Raw genomic sequence first — 19,759 nt, forward strand, 5'->3', positions numbered from 1 at the left:
CAAATATGATACACAGCCATCATCAAATTCATAGCTATTATATACATAAAACGCTAATACTTGATTGGTAATCATGCAATTTTACGACAATAAGGTACAATATTAGCAAATTAATCAAGCCAATTAATAATTTACCAATTATAACTATCAGGAATATAGATGCTCCGTTTTTTTGAACGTATTATTAACCCCTTCCCAGCGGCTGAGCCTAGCCAACCCCCAAAAAGCTTATACGCTTTTTGTCGTTATTACATCAAAGGTATGGAGTGGCCCTTACTACTAATGTCAATTAGTACTGCTTTATTAGCAATACTTGAAGTGTCTTTATTTAGTTTTATGGGTCAATTAGTTGATTGGTTAAGCCAAAGTGAGCGGGAGAACTTATTTTCAACCCAAAGTGCTACCTTAATTAAAATGGCCTTAGTCACGGTGGTGTTTTTACCGGCATTAAGCTTTTTTCATGCTGCTATCTTACATCAAACCTTATTGGGTAACTTTCCAATGTCGATACGCTGGTTATCGCATCGTTACTTATTACGACAAAGCCTCAGTTTTTATCAAAATGACTTCGCCGGACGTATTGCCACTAAGGTTATGCAAACCTCACTTGCGGTACGAGAAACCGTAATGAAGCTGCTTGATGTGTTGGTGTATATTTTAGTCTATTTTGGCTCTATGCTGTATTTTGTCGCTGATGCTGATGTGCGCTTAATTATCCCCATGTTGGTTTGGTTAGTAGTATATATTGGCTTACAGTTTTATTTTGTGCCTAGATTAAAACAAGCTGCAACACTTCAAGCAGATGCCCGCTCTGAAATGACAGGTCGTATAGTTGATAGTTACACCAATATAAGTACGATTAAATTATTTTCTCATACGCAACGTGAAGAAGCCTATAGCCGCGACAGTATGGAGCTTTTCTTACGTCCTGTTTATCGGCAAATGCGCTTAGCTACTGGCTTAAGTGTATCTGTGCAGTCGTTAAACTATATCTTAGTCTTTGCTGTTGCCGCTTTATCTATTTGGCTGTGGTCGGCTAGTGCTATTAGTGTTGGCGCTATTGCCATCGCCGTTAGCTTATCGTTACGTTTAAATGGCATGGCACAATGGATAATGTGGGAGATTAGCAGCTTATTTGAAAATATTGGTACAGTGACCGATGGTATTACAACGCTTTCACAGCCTATTGCTATTGAAGATAAGCCTAATGCTAAGCCGCTAAAAGTAAGCCAAGGGCTAATAGAATTTAAACAAGTAAATTTCAATTACGGCAAAACCAGCTCGGATCCAACTGTTAATAATATCTTAGCGCAGCTAAACCTCACCATTAAACCTGGTGAAAAAATTGGCTTAGTCGGTCGCTCTGGTGCGGGTAAGTCAACCTTAGTTAATTTGTTATTACGCTTTTATGATATAGAAAGTGGCAAAATATTCATTGATGGTCAAGACATTAGCCAAGTATCACAAGACAGCTTACGCCAGCATATTGCTATGGTGACACAAGATACGTCTTTACTGCATAGGTCAGTTAAAGAAAACATTCTATATGGTAGACCTGATGCATCTGAAGCTGAACTTATTCAAGCAGCAAGTCAAGCAGAAGCATTAGATTTTATTGGACAGTTAACAGATGCTAAAGGTAACACCGGCTTTGATGCCCAAGTAGGTGAACGTGGGGTTAAGTTATCTGGTGGACAAAGACAACGAATTGCAATTGCCAGGGTATTATTAAAAAATGCGCCTATTCTAATTTTAGATGAAGCCACTTCTGCTTTAGATTCTGAAGTTGAAGCTGCTATTCAAGCCAGTTTAGATAAGCTAATGCAAGGTAAAACGGTTATCGCTATAGCCCATCGTTTATCAACTATTGCCCAAATGGATAGGCTTATTGTGCTAGACCAAGGGCGAATAGTAGAACAAGGTAGCCATGCTGAGCTTATTAATTCTGGTGGGATTTATGGCCAATTATGGGCGCATCAGACAGGCGGCTTTATTGGCGTTGAATAATAAAAAGCCCCTTAGCTAAGGGGCTTTTTATTTGGTTTTCGCTATTTATTCTTATCTGCTAGCCGCTTTTCCCAAAAAGTCGCATTTTTAATACCCAGTTTAACAGGGTCAAATGTAATAGGTCCGCCCGCTTTTTTCTGCTGTTCGTAATCTTTTAAACAACGCATGGTTGGCTTATACATTAAGAAAATAGTGATAATACCCACTATATTAATCCAAGCCATTAAGCCTACACCAATATCACCTAAGTTCCAGATATAGCCTGCACTATTTATAGTGCCGTAAGCCACCATAACCATTAATAAAATTTTAAAAACTATAGAGGGTAGCTTATTGTTTAGCATACGGTTTAAGTACACTACGTTAGTTTCCGTTATATAGTAGTAAGCTAAAATAGTAGTAAAAGCGAAGAAGAATAAGGCAATACCTACAAAGACTTGGCCAAACTGGCCAAAGACACTAAATAATGCCATTTGCGTAAAAGCAGCTGAGCCTATCTCTGTAGAAGCGGCAATGTTTTGTACAATAAAAGTGCCATCAGTAAGTTCACCGACAACATTATACTGTTGGGTTATTAAGATCATTAACGCCGTTGCGGTACAGACAAATAGGGTATCAACATATACAGAGAAAGCTTGAACTAAACCTTGCTGTGATGGGTGATCAACTTCAGCAGCTGCAGCAGCATGTGGCCCACTACCTTGACCGGCCTCGTTTGAGTATATACCTCGTTTAACCCCCCAGCCTATAGCCGCACCAAAACCCGCTTGGGCAGTAAAGGCATCGTTAAAAATAAGGATAAAGATATCTAGTACTTTATCCAGATTTAAAAACACTACAATTAACGCCATTATGATATAACCCAGCGCCATAAAGGGCACCACTATTTGGGTAAAAGAGGCAATACGCTTAATACCACCAAAAATAATAAAACCTAAAATCAGTAAAATAACAGCTAAAGCAATAAGTTTATGGCTGCCTACTTCGCCAAAAGTAGTAATAACCATATCGCCATCACCAAATATTTGAGTTACAGCATTACCCACAGCATTTGCTTGCACACCAGGCAAGAAAATACCACAAGCAACAATAGCTGAGATCGCAAAAATAATACCTAACCAGCGCCAACCTAGGCAGCGTTCAAAATAGTAGGCTGGACCACCGCGGTATTCACCTTCTTCTTCTACTTTATATATTTGACCTAACGTAGATTCAACATAGGCCGTACTAGCACCAAGAAAAGCAACTACCCACATCCAAAAGATAGCGCCCGGGCCGCCAAAGCCAATAGCAGCAGCAACACCAGCAATATTACCGACCCCTACTCTACCCGATAACGATACAGCTAAAGCTTGGAATGAAGAAATACCTTTAGCTGAGTCATTGCCACTTAGCAGCAGCTTGCACATTTCTTTAAAATGACGGACTTGGCCAAAACGGGTCAAAATGGAGTAAAATAAACCAGCCCCTAAGCACAAGTAAATGAGTGCTTCACTCCAAATTAGGTCATTTAAGACCGTAATAAACGCTTCCATTACTCTTCCTTTTACTATTGTTATTATTGAATTCTCACTGTTGGCAATCACTTTGACATCTCAATACAACGGCTGCAAGTTGCTTTAATAATAAATGCCAGTTAAATGCTGAAACATTAGCCAATCAGAGTGGTTTTGTTGGGTTTTTCTAGCATCTTAATGCGATTTTGGCTATCTTCTGCGCTCCCAATCTTAGAAGGTAACACTATGAACAGTTCATTACTCACCGAATTAGAAGCCGCAATTCAACGTTTGCTTCAAGACAACACCGAATTAAAATCATCATTAGCGTTGTTACAAGAACAATATGAGAACTTGCAATTAGATATCATGGAAAAAGACGAACAACAACAGGCTATCACTACACGTTTAGAAACTTTATTAAAGTTAACCAACGATAGCAATGCGAATGCCGGCTAAAAAATCTGTTAAAGTAAGCATTCATAATCGAGAATATACTATTAAAGTGCCGCAAGGGGCAGAAACTTTACTTGAAACCTTAGCGAGTAAATTAGATGAACAGTTAACTGAACTCGCTACAGAAGCCCCGCAATTTTCTCGTGATGAATTGTTAGTGTTAACGGCATTAAACAGCCTACAACGTGAAGATGAATTATTACAGCAGAAGCAGATTGAGCAACAGCAGCTTAAACAGTTAGTTGCTATGCTGCAGCAACAAACCTTCTAACCGCTAGCAAAAAATAAGCCCCGCTAATGCAGGGCTTATTTAGATTTGGCTTTACTATTTACCGTACTTCTCCGCTAAATATAACCAAGTTTCTAATACTGTATCTGGATTTAACGATACACTATCAATACCTTGCTGCATTAACCAAGCAGCAAAGTCTTCGTGATCTGAAGGTCCCTGACCACAAATACCAATATACTTACCTTTAGCTTTACAGGTTTTAATAGCCATCTCTAATAACTTATAAATAGCCGGATCTCGCTCATCAAATAAATGTGCGATTAAACCGCTGTCTCTATCTAAGCCTAAAGTTAACTGGGTTAAATCGTTTGAGCCTATAGAGAAACCATCAAAGTATTGTAAAAACTCTTCTGCTAATAACGCATTTGAAGGCAGTTCACACATCATAATAACGCGTAAGCCATTTTCACCACGCTTTAAACCATGCTCAGCTAATAAATCAATAACTGCACTAGCTTCTTCTAAAGTACGAACGAAGGGGATCATCACTTCAACATTAGTAAAGCCCATCTCATTACGTACCCGCTTTAAAGCTTCAACTTCTAAAGCAAAGCAATCTCGGAATGATTCAGAAATATAACGGGCAGCACCACGGAAACCGATCATCGGGTTTTCTTCATGCGGCTCGTATTGACGACCTCCCACTAAGTTAGCGTATTCATTCGATTTAAAATCAGACATTCGTACTATGACTTTTTGTGGTGCAAAAGCACAAGCTAAGGTAGCAATACCTTCTGTTAGCTTGGCGATATAATATTCTACAGGGCTTTCATATCCCGCAATCATTTGGCTAATGGTGGCTTTTAGTTCATCTGTTTGGCTATCAAAATTAATTAACGCCTTTGGATGTACCCCTATCATACGGTTAATAATAAACTCTAACCGAGCCAAACCTACACCAGCATGCGGTAATTTAGCAAATGAAAAGGCACGCTCTGGATTGCCCACGTTCATCATAATTTTTAAATCTAAAGCTGGCATTTCATCAATACGACTACTAACCACTTTATGCTCAAGCTTGCCATCATAAATAAAGCCAGTATCACCTTCAGCACAAGATACCGTTACGGCTTGGCCAGTTTTAATTTTAGTTGTAGCATCGCCACAACCAACAACAGCTGGAATGCCTAATTCACGGGCAATAATAGCAGCATGACAAGTACGACCGCCCCGGTTAGTAACAATAGCAGAAGCTCGCTTCATGATAGGTTCCCAGTCTGGGTCTGTCATATCAGTTACTAAGACATCGCCAGGTTGGATCTGGTCCATTTGTTCAATGCCTTTTAGCACTTTTGCTACACCACTACCAATACGCTGACCAATGGCACGGCCCTCAACAAGAACTGGCGCTGTGCCCTGTAATTGGAAACGCTCCATAGTATTGCTATCTTCACGGCTTTTTACCGTTTCAGGGCGTGCTTGTACTATATATAACTTGCCATCATTACCGTCTTTTGCCCATTCAATATCCATAGGTCGGCCATAATGTTCTGCAATAATAACCGCTTGTTTGGCTAACTCTTCTACTTCAGCATCGGTCAGTGAAAACACATTACTGCGCTCTGCTGCAACATCAATTATTTGTACTTGCTTACCATGAGTTTGCTCGGCTGAATAAACCATTTCAATTTTTTTGCTGCCTATACTGCGCTTAACAACAGCTGGGCGGCCTGCGGCTAAAGTTGGTTTATGGACATAAAACTCATCTGGATTAACCGCACCTTGCACGACCATTTCACCTAAACCATAAGAAGACGTTATAAAAACAACATCTTCAAAGCCAGATTCAGTATCTATAGAAAACATTACGCCTGATGAAGCCAGATCTGAGCGAACCATTTTTTGAACACCGGCTGATAATGCAACACCGCGATGGTCATAGCCTTGGTGTACTCGGTAAGATATAGCGCGGTCATTAAATAATGAAGCATATACATGTTTAATCGCTACGATAACAGCATCATAACCGCGTACGTTTAAAAAGGTTTCTTGCTGACCTGCAAAAGAAGCATCTGGCATATCTTCAGCTGTTGCAGAAGAACGCACAGCAAAAGAGACATCTTGGTTTAAGTCTGGATGTAATTGCTGATAAGCCTCGCGAATAGCTTGTTCTAGTTCAGGTTGAAAAGGAGTATCTATTACCCATTGCCGTATTTGGGCTCCAGCTTTTGCTAAGGCATTGACATCATCAACGTCTAAACCATCTAGAACTTGATAAATACGTTCATTAACGCCACTTTGTTCAAGAAATTGATTAAAGGCTAAAGACGTCGTTGCAAAACCACCCGGCACCTCTACCCCTGCATTCGCAAGATTACTGATCATTTCACCCAGTGATGCATTTTTGCCACCCACTCGGTTTACATCATGCATTCCAAGGTTTTCATACCAAATCACAAATTCTTGCACAGTTCGTCTCCATTTTTATTCGTATGGCGTGTAAGCTTACCGTTAGCATTACATGGCAGCAATGATTTTACACTGGGCTAGCCCTTAATTAAAACCATAATTTTAAATGTAATTAAATAACAACAATTAGGAGTAATTTGTGCGCACAGCTTTTTATATTTCAGATGGTACAGCTATTACCGCAGAAGTGTTTGGTCACGCTTTACTTACTCTATTCCCTGCAGAATTTGAGCATGTGACCATTCCGTTTGTTGAAACCATTGATATGGCCGAGCAAGTTAAACAACGAATAAACGATCGTTATAAAACTACAGGTTCCAAGCCATTAATTTTTCAAACCTTTGTCGATGAAAATTTACGCGCTATTATAAATAGCAGCGATGGTATTTGTTATGACTTTTTAAATTCATTTGTTGAGCCAATTCAACGTGAGTTAGGCATAGCGCCTGTACCTAAAACACATAGAACTCATAGTATACATGAAAAAACCTATGATTTTCGTATCGATGCCGTCAACTTTGCTTTGGCTAATGACGATGGTGCCAATGTAAAAGATTATGACAAAGCCGATGTTATTTTGGTTGGAGTAAGTCGCTCTGGTAAAACCCCTACTAGCTTATATTTAGCCTTACAGTTTGGTATTAAAGCAGCAAACTACCCTTTCGTAGAAGAAGATATGGATCAGTTAAAACTGCCTGAAGCATTACAGCGCAATAAATCCAAACTATTTGGTTTAACCATTACACCAGAGCGATTAAGCCATATCCGAGAGCAACGTAAAGCCAATAGTCGCTATGCGTCATTGCGCCAATGCCAGTTAGAGTTAAATGAAGTCGAAAATTTATATAAACAACAACAGATCCCGTTTTTAAATTCGACCCATTTATCTATTGAAGAAATCTCAGCTAAAATCTTAGCGATAACCGGTTTAAAGCGACGTAAAATATAATCTTGCTTTAAAGCTTTGCCGCCTAAAGTCAATAAATAGACAGCAAAGCTTAATCTTAGTTATAGAGTAAACTTATTTGCGCGCAGTTCGAAAAGTGTCGGCAATTAAGAATGCTAATTCTAAAACTTGATCTGCATTTAATCGCGGATCACACTGAGTAAAGTAACGCTGACTCAAATCGCTTTCACTTAATCCGTAAGCACCGCCGGTACATTCAGTAACATTTTCACCAGTCATTTCTAAGTGGATCCCACCAGCATGGGTACCTTCAGCTTGATGGATAGCAAAAAAGTTACGAATTTCTGCTAAAATAGCTTCAAAATCACGAGTTTTATAATCATTGCTGGCTTTTACAGTATTGCCATGCATAGGATCTGAACTCCAAACCACTTTACGGCCTTCTTGCTTAACGCGACTCACTAAAGCGGGAAGTTTATCTGCTAAATTATCTGCACCCATCCGGCTAATTAAAGTTAAACGTCCTGCAGTGTTATTCGGGTTTAAATTATCAATTAAGCGTATTAGCTCATCTGGCTTAATGTTTGGGCCAATTTTTACCCCTACTGGATTATGAATACCGCGGAAAAACTCAATATGAGCATGATCTAATTGACGTGTTCTTTCACCAATCCATACCATATGGGCTGAACAGTCATACCAATCACCGGTTAGAGAGTCACGTCGAGTTAAAGCTTCTTCATAATTAAGCAATAAGGCTTCGTGTGAAGTAAATAACTGGGTTTCTCTAATTGAAGGCGAATTTTGGGCGCTAATTCCGCAAACTTCCATAAAGCGTAGCGACTCTTGCACCCGCTGCGCGACATCTTGATAACGTTCTTTTAACGGATTTGACTCAACAAAGCCAAGATTCCATTTACTCACTTGATGTAAATCAGCTAAGCCACCTTGAGCAAAAGCACGTAATAAATTCAATGTAGCAGCTGAATGGTGATAAGCCGTTGTTAAACGATTAGGATCTGGCTGGCGAGCAGCTTCAGTAAACTCAAAACTATTAACAATATCACCACGATAGCTAGGCAGTGACACACCGTTTATTGTTTCAAAGTCACTTGAACGAGGTTTAGCATATTGACCTGCCAATCGGGCCACTTTTACTACAGGCAAACTAGCAGCAAAAGTTAACACCACAGCCATTTGTAACAATACTTTAAAAGTGTCGCGAATTTTGGGTGCATTAAAATCATTAAAGGTTTCTGCACAATCGCCGCCTTGTAATAGAAACCCTTGCCCTTCTGCAACTTGGCCGAGCTGCTTGTAAAGCTCACGCGTCTCTTGCGCAAATACCAAGGGAGGATATTTATGTAAATTTTTCTCTACTGTTTTTAGCAGTTCCTGATCCTGATAACTAGGTTGTTGTTGGATCGGAAAACTGCGCCAACTTTGCGGCGTCCAAATACTCACTTTACTTTTCCTTACAGTTTATTTACTTAGAACGTTATAGACTTCTGGACGTAAATTCAATCCTAATGAGTGTCATGATTAGTATATTTTCGTTAAAAGCCTACACTTTTAAGTTAAACCACTCTTTTATAGGATAATTTAAACAAAAAATTACAGATTTTGTTGCTCTAGATGCCGGCTAAGCCCATCACAGCCTGCCTCAATCATTTGTAAAACCAGCTCAAAACCACGCGCACCTCCATAGTAAGGATCAGGCACTTCTTGCAGACTAGAAAAGCTAGGGTGGTACTGCATAAATAGCTGTAGTTTATGTTTATACTGAGGTGGACACCTCCTGTTAAGCACTTGATAATTATCCTGATCCATTGCCAATATTAAATCAAAATACTTAAAATCTTCATCTTTTACTGGCCGAGCATGGATCTGGGCAAAATCATAGCCCTGCTTAGTGCCTTCACGAATACTTCTACTGTCAGGTTTTTCACCGCGATCTGAGGCATGAGTGCCCGCTGAGTCAATTTCAATGTTAAGTCCAATTAACTTTGCTTTATGTCGCATTACAGCATGTGCTGTCGGTGAACGACAAATATTCCCTAAACATACAAAAAGCAGTTTATTAGACATAACATCTCCATTTGAATTTAATACCACTGGCTAAATTAGACAATAAGTTAAGTGGTTGCATTTCAATAATCTAAAGTACAGTATAAGAAATAAATAAGCATCAAGCACCTCATCTTTTGTAGTATGTAGGAGTGAATTTATGGATAAGTTTAATAAGCTTATAGTTATTTCAGAGCAAGATTCTGTACATAATATTACACTGTTAGCCAAATCAATCAGTATTAATGCGCAACAAGTAACTAAAGCAGTTGCATTAAGTAGTAATATAATTAAACCTGGTGTGCTATTAGCTTATCCTTATATCAATACTGATATTAAAAATAATGGCGTCTCTACTGAGCTAGAATACTTATTAAATAAGGTTCCTGTATTTTTATATCAAGCAGAAAGAGCGGTTGTTAATATTCCACAAGCAATATATGCCGGCATTAGAGGTGTAATTTTTCGTGATGAACAATTAGACCGAGTTATGACAGCAATCAACACTATGATGACCGGACAGCTTTATTATCCGCGTAAAGTCATGTCAGAGCTAATAGATAGTCTAATTCAAGAAAGGCAGGCTAAAAAGCAACAAGTAGTTTTAATTCCTAATACTAACCTTTTAACCAAACAAGAAAACCGTATTATAAAGTTAGTAGCCGAAGGGGCACGAAATAAAGAAATTGCCGATACGTTGAATATTAGTGCTCATACCGTAAAAGCCCATTTATCCTCTATATTTAGGAAAACTAAAGTTCGTAATAGAGTTGAATTGCTGCGCTGTATGCAATGGCCTAATATACTAGAAGCTCAGCCAATCTGTCAGCCTAAACATCTAAACAATATAAACTAAGGATTACCAGTGTTAATAGCGTTACACAAGGTTGAACAAAACTTAAATCAAGTTATTTTAGGTAAACCGCAACAAATCCGCCTTGCTTTATGCTGCTTATTAGCTGAAGGCCACTTATTGTTAGAAGACCTACCTGGGATGGGTAAAACCACCCTAGCCCACGCCTTAGCTAATAGCTTAAGCTTAACTTATAGGCGGGTGCAGTTTACCAGTGACTTATTACCTGCAGATTTAACTGGCATCAATATTTACGATGCTCGGTCACAAGAATTCAGATTCCAACCTGGCCCCGTATTTAGTCAAGTGTTATTGGCGGATGAAATAAACCGAGCTAGCGCCAAAACTCAGAGTGCCCTGCTTGAGGCTATGGAAGAAAAACAAGTATCTATTGACGGTGAAACCAGAGCTTTGCCGCAGCCATTTTTTGTTATTGCCACCCAAAACCCCTTGTTCCATGCCGGTACTTCAGCTTTACCTGAGTCACAACTAGATCGTTTTATGTTTCGCATATCGCTTGGCTTTCCAGATCATGCTTCTGAACATCAATTGTTAAAGCAAGAAACAACGGCACCTTTAACAAAGCTGGTTGAACAGTTGACGGTTGAGCAAGTACGGCAACTACAACGGCAAGTTAGCCAAGTAACAGCCGCAAATGTGCTAATTGATTATTTATTAGCATTAGTTACGGCCAGTCGTCAGCGTACTGATTTACATCCATTATCACCACGGGCCTCTAAAGCTATTTTAAGAGCCGCTAAAGCTTACGCGTTTATTAATGGCCGCGACTATGTAAGCGCTGAAGATGTTCAGCAAGTCTTTCCTTATATAGCTGAGCATAGATTAAACCCCCGCTCTGATGCGCGAGAATTAATCTTTAGCCAACAGCTATTACAGCAAACACCATGCTTAATTTAATGCTATGTTAAATTTAAAACGGCGCTTATATCCACATTATTGGACATGGTTAAGTAAATGGTTAGATAAGCGGCAACCAGCAGCGGCTAAGATTACACTTAGTCAGCGCATTATTTTTATTCTACCTACACGTTATGGTCTATGGTTTGGCTTACTTTGTGTATTGTTATATTTGTTGGGCACTAATTACCAGAACAACTTAATTTTATTAGTTTGCTATTTACTATTGAGCATCTGGTTAGTCAGCATAGTGCTGACATTTGCTAACTTAAATGGTTTAACTCTAAGTTGTAGTAATACAAGTGAAGGTTTTGCTAATAAACCTGTGGCTATTAATATCAACACTAAAGCCTCTACACCGCGTTATATGCTGCAATTTAGATTTGTTAATCAAAGCCATACTGTGCAAAAGGATACTCTAGACTCAGCTATAAGCTTAACAATAAATAATAAAGAGCGTGGTTGCTTTTTATTGCCCAGATTAAAAATAAGTAGCTGTTACCCCTTTGGTTTGTGGCGCAGCTGGAGTTATGTTGCCTTACAACAGCAGTATTGGGTGTACCCAACTCCAATTAAAATTAAAGATAATTCTGTTGGCCACAATACAACGAATCAACCTAACATTGATAGCGAAATTAGTCAGGATTTACGCCAATATCAAGCCGGCGATAGTTTAAATCAGATCCTATGGAAGCGTTTAGCTAAAGATAGCACTAAACCTATAGTGAGATTACGTCAGCCAATCCAGCAATATGATCCTAGTTGGGTAATTATTGCCGACTTAACCGGACCAGCACTAGAGCAAGCTCTTAGCCAAGGTTGTCAAAAGCTAATAGACTTAGAAGCTAGTCAGCAATTATATGGTTTACAATCAGCGCGGCAAACTTTTGGTCCCGACCAAGGCACCTTACATTTGCAGCGTTGCTTACAACATTTGGCAGAGTATTAATTAGCTATGTTAAAGCCCAACCTTAGCCCCTTAAAATTTAGCCAAGCTGTCGGTTTTAGCGGGCTATTATTGGCACTTACCTTGATATTGCACAGTGCTTTCTCGCTTTGGTTTATATTAATAATATTTACTGCTTTAGGTTGGTTTTTATTGCAACAACAAGCTAATAATAACAACAAAGCTTTTTATAAAGTAACTGTGCTACAGGTTAATATCGCTGCAGCATTAATCTTACTAGCTTTAATTTTTACTATTCGCCAAGCAGGTGTGCTTAGCTTTATGCTGCAAATGCTTCTTCTGGCTGCAACATGCCGTTTGTTGTTACTGCAACGTGCAACCGAGCATCAGCAACTAATATGGGTGCAGTATTTTTTATTAGCAAGTTGCTTTATTTTGCATCAATCCATGTTAATGGCTTTAGTTATTTTTGCTTTAATAGGCCTAAATCTATATCTGCATTTTCAGCTGTTTGCTCCTGTTAAAGCAAGGTTACAACAGCGCTCTATCAGCCAAAGCCTGATAATTATTATTCCGCTATGGCTAGCAAGTTTTATTCTGTTCCCAAGGCTAGCGCCGTTTTGGCAAATACCTAATGTTAATATGGCCAGCACAGGACTTGGTGACACTATAGATCCAGGTAGTATTGAGCAACTGGTTCAAAATGACAGTGTGGCTTTTCGAGTCGAATTTGAGCAACATGCACCCGCCCAACATCAGTTATACTGGCGAGCTAAGCTATACGAATCTTTTGATGGCAGAAGTTGGCATGTTGTTGAGTCTGCAGATAAAGTTCAACCTACGCATGCAATAGCAGGCAAACAGTCTGTAAATACAACTAAGCAGCAACAGTTAACGTATAAGGTAATAGCCGAACCTAGTCAGCAACAAAGCTTATTTGCATTAGCAGATCCTGTGCAAAGTATGGGGCCTGTGCAAATTCTGCCAACGGGCATAGTGCAAGCCAATACTCTTATTAGCCAGCGTTTACCCTATCAAATAAGCAGTATAGAGCAACCAGTAACCTTAGTATCAAAAGCCGAGCAAACGCGTAACTTGAAGCTGGCTAACGGCAATAATGCTAGCAAGCAATTTGCTGAACAATTATTTAGCCGTTATCCTACTGCTGAAGGTTTTGTAGCAGCTTTAGCGGAGCACTTTAATCAAGAACCCTACTTTTATAGTCTTCGGCCACCTTTACTAGGTAAAAACAGTATTGACCAATTTATATTTGAAACAAGAACCGGCTTTTGTAGCCATTACGCTTCTGCTGCTGCCTTTATGTTACGCAGTGTTGGCATAGCAGCAAGAGTAGTAGGTGGTTATCAAGGTGGTACTTGGTATCCTGCACAAAACTATTTACAAGTAACTCAGCGTGAAGCCCATGCTTGGGTTGAATATTTAGTAGATGATAAATGGTATCGATTTGATCCCACCGCTGCAGTAGCACCAGAGCGTGTAATGCAAGATTTAAGCGCAGCGCTAACAGCAGAGCAGCGCTTGTTACTAAACTCAGGTTGGCAGCAGTTAAGTTGGGTAAATGATTTGCGCCAACAATGGCGCCATCTAGATTATTATTGGTCAGTATGGGTATTAGGTTTTGATACTGAGCAACAGCTTGATATCTGGCGCACGCTAAAACGCTACCTTTGGCAACTTGCCTTATCTATCTTAGTATTGTTTGCCATTATAGCTTTAATAATTATTGTATTAAAACGTAAAAAGCAACGCCATGGTCAAGCTGTAGCAACTTTATTAATGCAACAATATGTGCCCATATTATGGCAAAGCAAAGCGCAATCTAGCTCGGTAAGTGCTTATTTACAACAGCTTAGTCTAACTTACCCTAATGAAAGTGAATTATTAAATCAGCTAAGTAAGTGTTATGAACAAGCTTTATATCAGCAAGATGCTGCGGCGTTAGCTGCATTAAAACAGATGCTACGCCGCAATAAAAAGCGTTTACGCCGTTTCTTTAGAATGGTCCAAAATACGTAAGGCCGCTTGCAGATGCTCGGCACAATGGATACCTAGCTCGGTTAAATAACCACCATCTGGTTGATTAACTAATCCCTTGGCAAATAATCGTTCGATGGCTTGTTTGGTTTCACTATCAGCAGTTTGATGCACTTTTAAACCTTCCATAATACTATCAAGATTATAAAGCATCAAAATTCGCATCTCTGCTGTTAAATCAGGTGTTATTGACATAATGACATCCCCGTTTAGTTAGACACTCCACCATAGTCTGCATTAAGGGCAAAGAAAAGCTTTAGTCTTTACTTTTATGAAATAAAAAGCCCAGTCATTTATAGGATGACTGGGCTGCTGCAGTTTAAGTTTTTAGCTTAAAGCCGTTGAGCATCAGCTGCTATACCGGTTTTAGGCATAGTTGCTTTTAACGGTGTGATAGGTTCTTGGAATAACTTTTTATTTAAGAAATCTACAGCTTGCTGTAATTGCGCATCAGTACCTTGGAAAGTGGCAAATGGCATATTATCTACTTCAATATCTGGGCTAACACCATAACCTTCAATTATCCAGCTACCATCCATTGCATACTGAGCTGTTTCAGCCACTCTAGCCATACCATTATCACTTAAACTGTTGCGGCCTGTTAACCAAACACCGGCACCTGATGTACGCTTACCCACTAAAGGCGCTAGGCCTAACGTTTTAATACCAGCGGAGAAGGTTTCACCATCAGAGTAAGTAAGCTGATCCGTTAACACCACTAAGTGACCGCGGAAAGTTTGCTGCATATTGGTATAGGCACTACCTTGAGTCGGTTGCCAAAAAGCCCAAGCTTTACGCAATAGCTTTTCAATAATCCAACTATCAATATTACCGCCACGGTTACGTCTAACATCTATAATTAAGCCCTTTTTATCATAGTTAGCGTAAAATTCACGGGCAAAATTAGCAATATCATTAGCACCCATGGCATACAAGTGTAAGTAGCCAAACTCATTATTACTTTGCTCTGATACTTTTTGTTGGTTATGCCATACCCAGTCTTGATAACGTAAGTGACTGTCATAACCAGTAGGAATTGCTACGGTTTGCCAAGTGTTCTTACCACGTTGCACATTAAGTAAAACCTGCTTACCTGCTTGGTTACGTAACTGCTGCACTAAATCAGCTTCATTAGTAACCTTAACACCATTAATGGCAGTAATAACATCACCTTCACTGATATTCACACCAGGTTTAGCTAAAGGAGAAAGCATAGATAACACTTCAGGATCAGAATGATAAATATGCTCAACCTTTAACCCTGACTTATCAGATACAAATTGTGCACCTAAATTAGCCATCTTAGGCTGAACATCTGTTTTACGATAATCCCCACCTCGAACTTGAGAATGCAGCGCATTTAGCTCACCCATCATTTGACCAAAAACATCATCTAACTCGTAACGGTCGGTTACCCGATCAACTAAAGGTTGATATTTTTCTTTACTGGCCTGCCAATCAAGTCCACGCATACCTTTATCAAACAAGAAGTCACGGTGCATACGCCAAGCATCAACAAACATTTGTTGCCATTCATCTTTTGGCGATAACGCTAGTTGCCAGCTGTTTATATTTAAATAGTTATGCTTTAAATCATTAGGCAGCTTAGCGCCTGCCCCTACTACCAACATACCAGCATTGCCACCTTTAGTAGGTTGGCGTAAAAACAATAACTTGCCATCGTTAGCTAATTGATAATCTGCAACCTCGGGCGCATAAGTCTCAACTTTTGCTGACGTACGGCTAAACTCAACTTGCTTTAAGCTACGGCTGCGGCCAGCGCTGTCTAGCATATATAAGCGACTATCGTTTGCTGCTAATTTATAATAGTTACCTGCTGCAATCGGTACTTGCCATAAGCGTTGTTGGATACCATCCCAATCTACCAATGAACCTTTTTTACCCTCACGACTTTTTTGAGCAGCTTTATCATCGCAAACTTCTATTTCTTGCTCAGGCCTAAAAGCAAAACAAGCTTGTTGCTTTAAGCTTACTGCATAAATTTCATTACGGTTGCCAAACATAGGTCCCATATTTCGATCACCCCAAGGGCTACTTGGGGTCGCAACCAATTTACGATCTGACACAAAATATAACCACAGGCCATCTGAGCTAATCGCTGATGAAAATGAATTGTATTTATCTGAAGTAATTAGTTCAGACTTTTTATCCGCTAAACTATATAAACCTACACGTACACGTTCTGCATTAGCAGGGTTAAAGGTAAAGGTTAATAATTGGCTATCTGCAGACCATGACAAATCATTGTAAGGTCTTAAGCCAATGCCCCCTTCATAAATCTTAGTATTTTTACCGTTCTTGAGATCTAATAACCACAGGTCACCCGCTTTGTCATCGTGTGCGATATAATTACCATCTGGCGACAACGATAACTGCCAACGGTGATCGCTGCTATTTTTGGTTAATTGACTATGGTTTTTACTACCGTCTGCGGCAAAGCGCCAAATCTCATTTTCACCACTAGCATCATTAATGGCGTAAACCCAATTACCATCTTTACTTAAAATAGCATCTCTTGAGCGACTATTAGCCGGCGTATCTACCTGCACTAAACGACGATTACCTGTAGAACTAATGACTATTTGGCCACGCGCAGTAATAGCTGCTGCTTGGCTCTTGGCAGTTTGGCTTTGATAATTGGCGCTGGTTAAATAATTTAATGGCTTATCAAGCCAACGTTCACGTTGTTGCACACGATCAGAAGCTAAAGCTATGCTAACAGGCTTAGTGGTATTGTCACGGACATTAAATAGATGTAAATCCGCACCTAGTTGATAAACAATTTGGCCATCAGACATGCTGGCACGACCTATGCGCCAATCCTTATAAAAACTGTGTTGCCGGAACTCTTTGCCCTGTGCATCCACTGACCAAATATTACTATTACCATCAGCATCACTTATAAAGTACACCCGATTTTGATAATACATTGGCTGACTAATATTACCTTGATGATTTTTACTTAGTAAAACAGCTTCTTGTTTAGAGCCCATTTGCCAACGCCATAGCTCACCCATAGCGCCACCACGATATACTTTAGTATTATCACCGTACAAAGAGACACCAAAACGAGTAAAGAATAGCTGATTCCCCTTCTCATCTAAGCTACCACCAGAGGCATCTGCTAATGGGATAGTTTCGTGCTGTAAAGATTTAGGATCGACTGTTTTCAACGTCCAGTAATGTGTTGGGCCAATACCACTATCAGTACTGTATAAAATTCTACCATCGCTTAACCATTGTTGAATTTTAACATTACTGTTTTCAAAGCTTAAACGTTGCGCGCTACCACCTGCTAAAGGCATGATATAAATCTCATTAGCGCCTTCATAATTAGCAACAAAAGCAACCTGCTTACCATCTGGTGAAATAGTAGCTTGAGTTTCTTGGGCTAAATGGCTAGTAATACGCCGAGCATCGGCATTCTCTGTGCTGGCTTGCCATAAATCACCTTCGGCAGTAAAAATAATTTGCTGGTTATGTAAAGTTGGTGAACGGTAATAGCCCTCAGCAGCCTGAGTTGTACCCATAAGACAGGCCAATAAGGCTGAACTAAGTAAGGAATATCGTAATTTCATAATAGCCTCGATTATATTTAATATTTTTATTTTACCGCCACACGTTAGCAGAATCGCAATCTTTGACCAATAAAAAGCGATAAACCGCTTGATTAGATTGATGAAAAAAATTATTAAGTTACTTAGCTAACGCTGTTTGCAAGGCTTGTAGGCATAAAGCAATATTTTCTCGCTTAGCCGCATAGCCCATTAAACCAATCCGCCATGCTTTGCCTGCTAAATCGCCTAAGCCTGCACCTATTTCTAAGTTGTAGTCTTCTAGTAGTTGTTTACGCACTAAAGCATCATTTACGCCCTGCGGGATATAAACTGCATTTAACTGCGGCAGTCTTGAGGCCTCATCTACTACAAAGGTTAAGCCTAAAGCTTGTAAGCCTGCTTTTAGTAATTGATGCATCTGTGTATGACGCTGCCAAGCTTGCTCTAAGCCTTCAGCGGCTAATAAACGCAATGCTTCATGCAAGGCATATAAGGCATTAACGGGTGCAGTATGGTGATAGCTACGCTTAGCACCACCACTCCAATAAGCCATAACTAAGCTTTGGTCTAAAAACCAACTTTGTACTGGCACAGTCCGGGCTTTAATTACTGCAACAGCAGCCGGAGAAAAGGATACAGGTGATAAACCAGGCACACAGGATAAGCATTTTTGGCTGCCAGCATAAACTGCATCAATGCCCCACTTATCAACACGTAGCTCAGAGCCACCTAAAGAGGTAACGGCATCTACTATAGATAAACAATTATATTTTTTAGCTAAAGCACATAAAGTTTTAGCGTCCGATAAAGCACCAGTTGAGGTTTCAGCATGAACAAAAGCCACAAACTTTGCTTCAGGATGGGCTTTTAAAGCCTGCTCTAATTTTTCAGGCGAAACAGGTTCACCCCAAGCATTATCTACGGTAATAGCTATACCACCGCAACGCTCTACGTTTTGTCGCATCCGCTCGCCAAAGACACCATTGCGACAAACTATAACGCTATCACCTGGCTGTAATAAATTAACAAAACAGGTTTCCATACCTGCGCTGCCCGGTGCCGACACGGCTAATGTCATGTCATTACGGGTTTGAAAGGCATATTGTAACAATTGTTTCAGCTCATCCATCATGCTAATAAATAATGGATCTAAATGGCCTACAGTAGGTTTGGCTTGAGCAGCTAATACTTGGGGATGGACATCAGATGGGCCTGGCCCCATTAAAATTCTTCGTGGCGGATTAAAAGCCGCAATAGTGGGTGGATTAAGCATAAAAGCTCCTAATGTAATACAAGTATAAGAATTAGAAATACTTTTAATGTAACAAATATTGCTAGGACTAACAGCTAGTCATATTGATAACCAGTATTCAAGATAACAATAGTCACCCTAAGACGGCACTATGAGTTATAATAGGACTTTAATATGCTTATTAGCTGTTTTTATTCAAGTTTTTAATTAGGAAATTTGTCATGTCTACTTTACCAGCCTGCCCTAAATGCGCATCTGAATATACCTATGAAGATGGTGTATTATTTATTTGTCCAGAATGTGCTCATGAATGGTCTGCTGATACAACAGCAACAGAAAGTGATAGCAAAGTTATTCGAGACTCAGCAGGAAATGAACTGCAAGACGGTGATACTGTAACTGTAATTAAAGATTTAAAAGTTAAAGGCTCATCATCTGTAGTTAAAATTGGCACTAAAGTAAAAAATATTCGCTTAGTAGATGCCGATCACGATATTGATTGTAAAATTGATGGTTTTGGCCAAATGAGTTTAAAGTCTGAGTTTGTGCGTAAAGTATAAAC

Annotated in this window: 16 protein-coding genes; 9 read left to right on the forward strand and 7 right to left on the reverse strand. The window is 39.6% G+C overall.

From position 1 onward, the window contains the following. The first annotated feature begins 159 nt into the window (after window positions 1-159). A complete protein-coding gene (locus RDV63_RS09190; RefSeq protein WP_313909202.1) occupies window positions 160-2,007 on the forward strand; it encodes an ABC transporter ATP-binding protein in 1,848 nt (615 codons plus the stop codon). 41 nt (window positions 2,008-2,048) lie between these two features. Here the strand turns inward: RDV63_RS09190 and RDV63_RS09195 are convergent, their stop codons facing one another. Further along, window positions 2,049-3,542, reverse strand: a complete 1,494-nt coding sequence (locus RDV63_RS09195) for an alanine/glycine:cation symporter family protein (RefSeq protein WP_313909203.1) — start codon at window positions 3,540-3,542, stop codon at window positions 2,049-2,051. Between the two features lie 207 nt (window positions 3,543-3,749). Between RDV63_RS09195 and RDV63_RS09200 the strand changes: the two genes are divergently transcribed. Both RDV63_RS09200 and RDV63_RS09205 read left to right on the forward strand, forming a co-directional pair. After that, a complete protein-coding gene (locus RDV63_RS09200; protein WP_313909204.1) occupies window positions 3,750-3,962 on the forward strand; it encodes a hypothetical protein in 213 nt (70 codons plus the stop codon). Next, complete coding sequence (locus tag RDV63_RS09205) at window positions 3,952-4,230, forward strand: cell division protein ZapA (RefSeq protein WP_313909205.1); 279 nt, start codon at window positions 3,952-3,954, stop codon at window positions 4,228-4,230. Before RDV63_RS09200 ends, RDV63_RS09205 begins: the two co-directional genes overlap by 11 nt. Window positions 4,231-4,284: 54 nt before the next feature. Here the strand turns inward: RDV63_RS09205 and ppsA are convergent, their stop codons facing one another. Beyond that, complete coding sequence (gene ppsA / locus RDV63_RS09210) at window positions 4,285-6,660, reverse strand: phosphoenolpyruvate synthase (protein ID WP_313909206.1); 2,376 nt, start codon at window positions 6,658-6,660, stop codon at window positions 4,285-4,287. A 139-nt stretch (window positions 6,661-6,799) separates the two neighbouring features. On the opposite strand from ppsA, the gene RDV63_RS09215 reads away from it, so the two are divergent. Further along, the gene (locus RDV63_RS09215; RefSeq protein ID WP_313909207.1) at window positions 6,800-7,609 is read left to right on the forward strand and encodes a pyruvate, water dikinase regulatory protein; all 810 of its coding nucleotides are present in this window, start codon (window positions 6,800-6,802) and stop codon (window positions 7,607-7,609) included. A gap of 72 nt (window positions 7,610-7,681) precedes the next feature. On the opposite strand, the gene RDV63_RS09220 is transcribed toward RDV63_RS09215, so the two are convergent. Both RDV63_RS09220 and RDV63_RS09225 read right to left on the reverse strand, forming a co-directional pair. Next, window positions 7,682-9,031, reverse strand: coding sequence for a class II 3-deoxy-7-phosphoheptulonate synthase (locus RDV63_RS09220; protein ID WP_313909208.1), 1,350 nt, complete (start codon window positions 9,029-9,031; stop codon window positions 7,682-7,684). Between the two features lie 150 nt (window positions 9,032-9,181). Further along, window positions 9,182-9,655: a low molecular weight protein-tyrosine-phosphatase gene (locus tag RDV63_RS09225; protein ID WP_313909209.1), complete on the reverse strand. Its 474-nt coding sequence runs from the start codon at window positions 9,653-9,655 to the stop codon at window positions 9,182-9,184. Window positions 9,656-9,794: 139 nt separating this feature from the next. Between RDV63_RS09225 and RDV63_RS09230 the strand changes: the two genes are divergently transcribed. Genes RDV63_RS09230 through RDV63_RS09245 form a run of 4 tightly spaced genes read left to right on the forward strand, consistent with a single transcriptional unit; the run spans window position 9,795 to window position 14,349 of the window. Beyond that, window positions 9,795-10,490 carry a response regulator transcription factor gene (locus RDV63_RS09230; protein ID WP_313909210.1) on the forward strand — a complete coding sequence of 232 codons (696 nt, stop codon included), beginning with the start codon at window positions 9,795-9,797 and terminating at the stop codon, window positions 10,488-10,490. A gap of 9 nt (window positions 10,491-10,499) precedes the next feature. Next, window positions 10,500-11,405 (forward strand): MoxR family ATPase, encoded by a 906-nt coding sequence (locus RDV63_RS09235; protein ID WP_313909211.1) that lies wholly within the window; start codon window positions 10,500-10,502, stop codon window positions 11,403-11,405. Between the two features lie 4 nt (window positions 11,406-11,409). Next, entirely contained in the window at window positions 11,410-12,354 is a 945-nt protein-coding gene (locus RDV63_RS09240) for a DUF58 domain-containing protein (protein ID WP_313909212.1), read from the forward strand. A 6-nt stretch (window positions 12,355-12,360) separates the two neighbouring features. Continuing rightward, window positions 12,361-14,349 (forward strand): DUF3488 and transglutaminase-like domain-containing protein, encoded by a 1,989-nt coding sequence (locus RDV63_RS09245; RefSeq protein ID WP_313909213.1) that lies wholly within the window; start codon window positions 12,361-12,363, stop codon window positions 14,347-14,349. Here the strand turns inward: RDV63_RS09245 and RDV63_RS09250 are convergent. The 3 genes from RDV63_RS09250 to RDV63_RS09260 all read right to left on the reverse strand — a co-directional run bounded on the left by RDV63_RS09250 (window position 14,314) and on the right by RDV63_RS09260 (window position 19,167). After that, entirely contained in the window at window positions 14,314-14,562 is a 249-nt protein-coding gene (locus RDV63_RS09250) for a TIGR02647 family protein (protein ID WP_313909214.1), read from the reverse strand. The genes RDV63_RS09245 and RDV63_RS09250 overlap by 36 nt on opposite strands. A gap of 137 nt (window positions 14,563-14,699) precedes the next feature. Continuing rightward, the gene (locus RDV63_RS09255; RefSeq protein WP_313909215.1) at window positions 14,700-17,966 is read right to left on the reverse strand and encodes a S41 family peptidase; all 3,267 of its coding nucleotides are present in this window, start codon (window positions 17,964-17,966) and stop codon (window positions 14,700-14,702) included. A gap of 118 nt (window positions 17,967-18,084) precedes the next feature. Further along, window positions 18,085-19,167, reverse strand: a complete 1,083-nt coding sequence (locus RDV63_RS09260; RefSeq protein ID WP_313910400.1) for an alanine--glyoxylate aminotransferase family protein — start codon at window positions 19,165-19,167, stop codon at window positions 18,085-18,087. Between the two features lie 251 nt (window positions 19,168-19,418). Here RDV63_RS09260 and RDV63_RS09265 point away from each other — a divergent pair, with 251 nt between their 5' ends. Further along, entirely contained in the window at window positions 19,419-19,757 is a 339-nt protein-coding gene (locus RDV63_RS09265; RefSeq protein ID WP_313909216.1) for a zinc ribbon domain-containing protein YjdM, read from the forward strand. Window positions 19,758-19,759 lie beyond the last annotated feature (2 nt).

The organism is Rheinheimera sp. MMS21-TC3 (assembly GCF_032229285.1).
Classification (GTDB): domain Bacteria; phylum Pseudomonadota; class Gammaproteobacteria; order Enterobacterales; family Alteromonadaceae; genus Alishewanella.

Excerpts from the sequence above, each read along its gene's own strand:
- RDV63_RS09190 (WP_313909202.1), top strand. The coding sequence starts at position 160 with ATGCTCCGTTTTTTTGAACGTATTATTAACCCCTTCCCAGCGGCTGAG.
- RDV63_RS09195 (WP_313909203.1), bottom strand. The coding sequence starts at position 3,542 with ATGGAAGCGTTTATTACGGTCTTAAATGACCTAATTTGGAGTGAAGCA.
- RDV63_RS09200 (WP_313909204.1), top strand. The coding sequence starts at position 3,750 with ATGAACAGTTCATTACTCACCGAATTAGAAGCCGCAATTCAACGTTTG.
- RDV63_RS09205 (WP_313909205.1), top strand. The coding sequence starts at position 3,952 with ATGCCGGCTAAAAAATCTGTTAAAGTAAGCATTCATAATCGAGAATAT.
- RDV63_RS09225 (WP_313909209.1), bottom strand. The coding sequence starts at position 9,655 with ATGTCTAATAAACTGCTTTTTGTATGTTTAGGGAATATTTGTCGTTCA.
- RDV63_RS09230 (WP_313909210.1), top strand. The coding sequence starts at position 9,795 with ATGGATAAGTTTAATAAGCTTATAGTTATTTCAGAGCAAGATTCTGTA.
- RDV63_RS09240 (WP_313909212.1), top strand. The coding sequence starts at position 11,410 with ATGTTAAATTTAAAACGGCGCTTATATCCACATTATTGGACATGGTTA.
- RDV63_RS09245 (WP_313909213.1), top strand. The coding sequence starts at position 12,361 with ATGTTAAAGCCCAACCTTAGCCCCTTAAAATTTAGCCAAGCTGTCGGT.
- RDV63_RS09250 (WP_313909214.1), bottom strand. The coding sequence starts at position 14,562 with ATGTCAATAACACCTGATTTAACAGCAGAGATGCGAATTTTGATGCTT.
- RDV63_RS09255 (WP_313909215.1), bottom strand. The coding sequence starts at position 17,966 with ATGAAATTACGATATTCCTTACTTAGTTCAGCCTTATTGGCCTGTCTT.
- RDV63_RS09260 (WP_313910400.1), bottom strand. The coding sequence starts at position 19,167 with ATGGGGCCAGGCCCATCTGATGTCCATCCCCAAGTATTAGCTGCTCAA.
- RDV63_RS09265 (WP_313909216.1), top strand. The coding sequence starts at position 19,419 with ATGTCTACTTTACCAGCCTGCCCTAAATGCGCATCTGAATATACCTAT.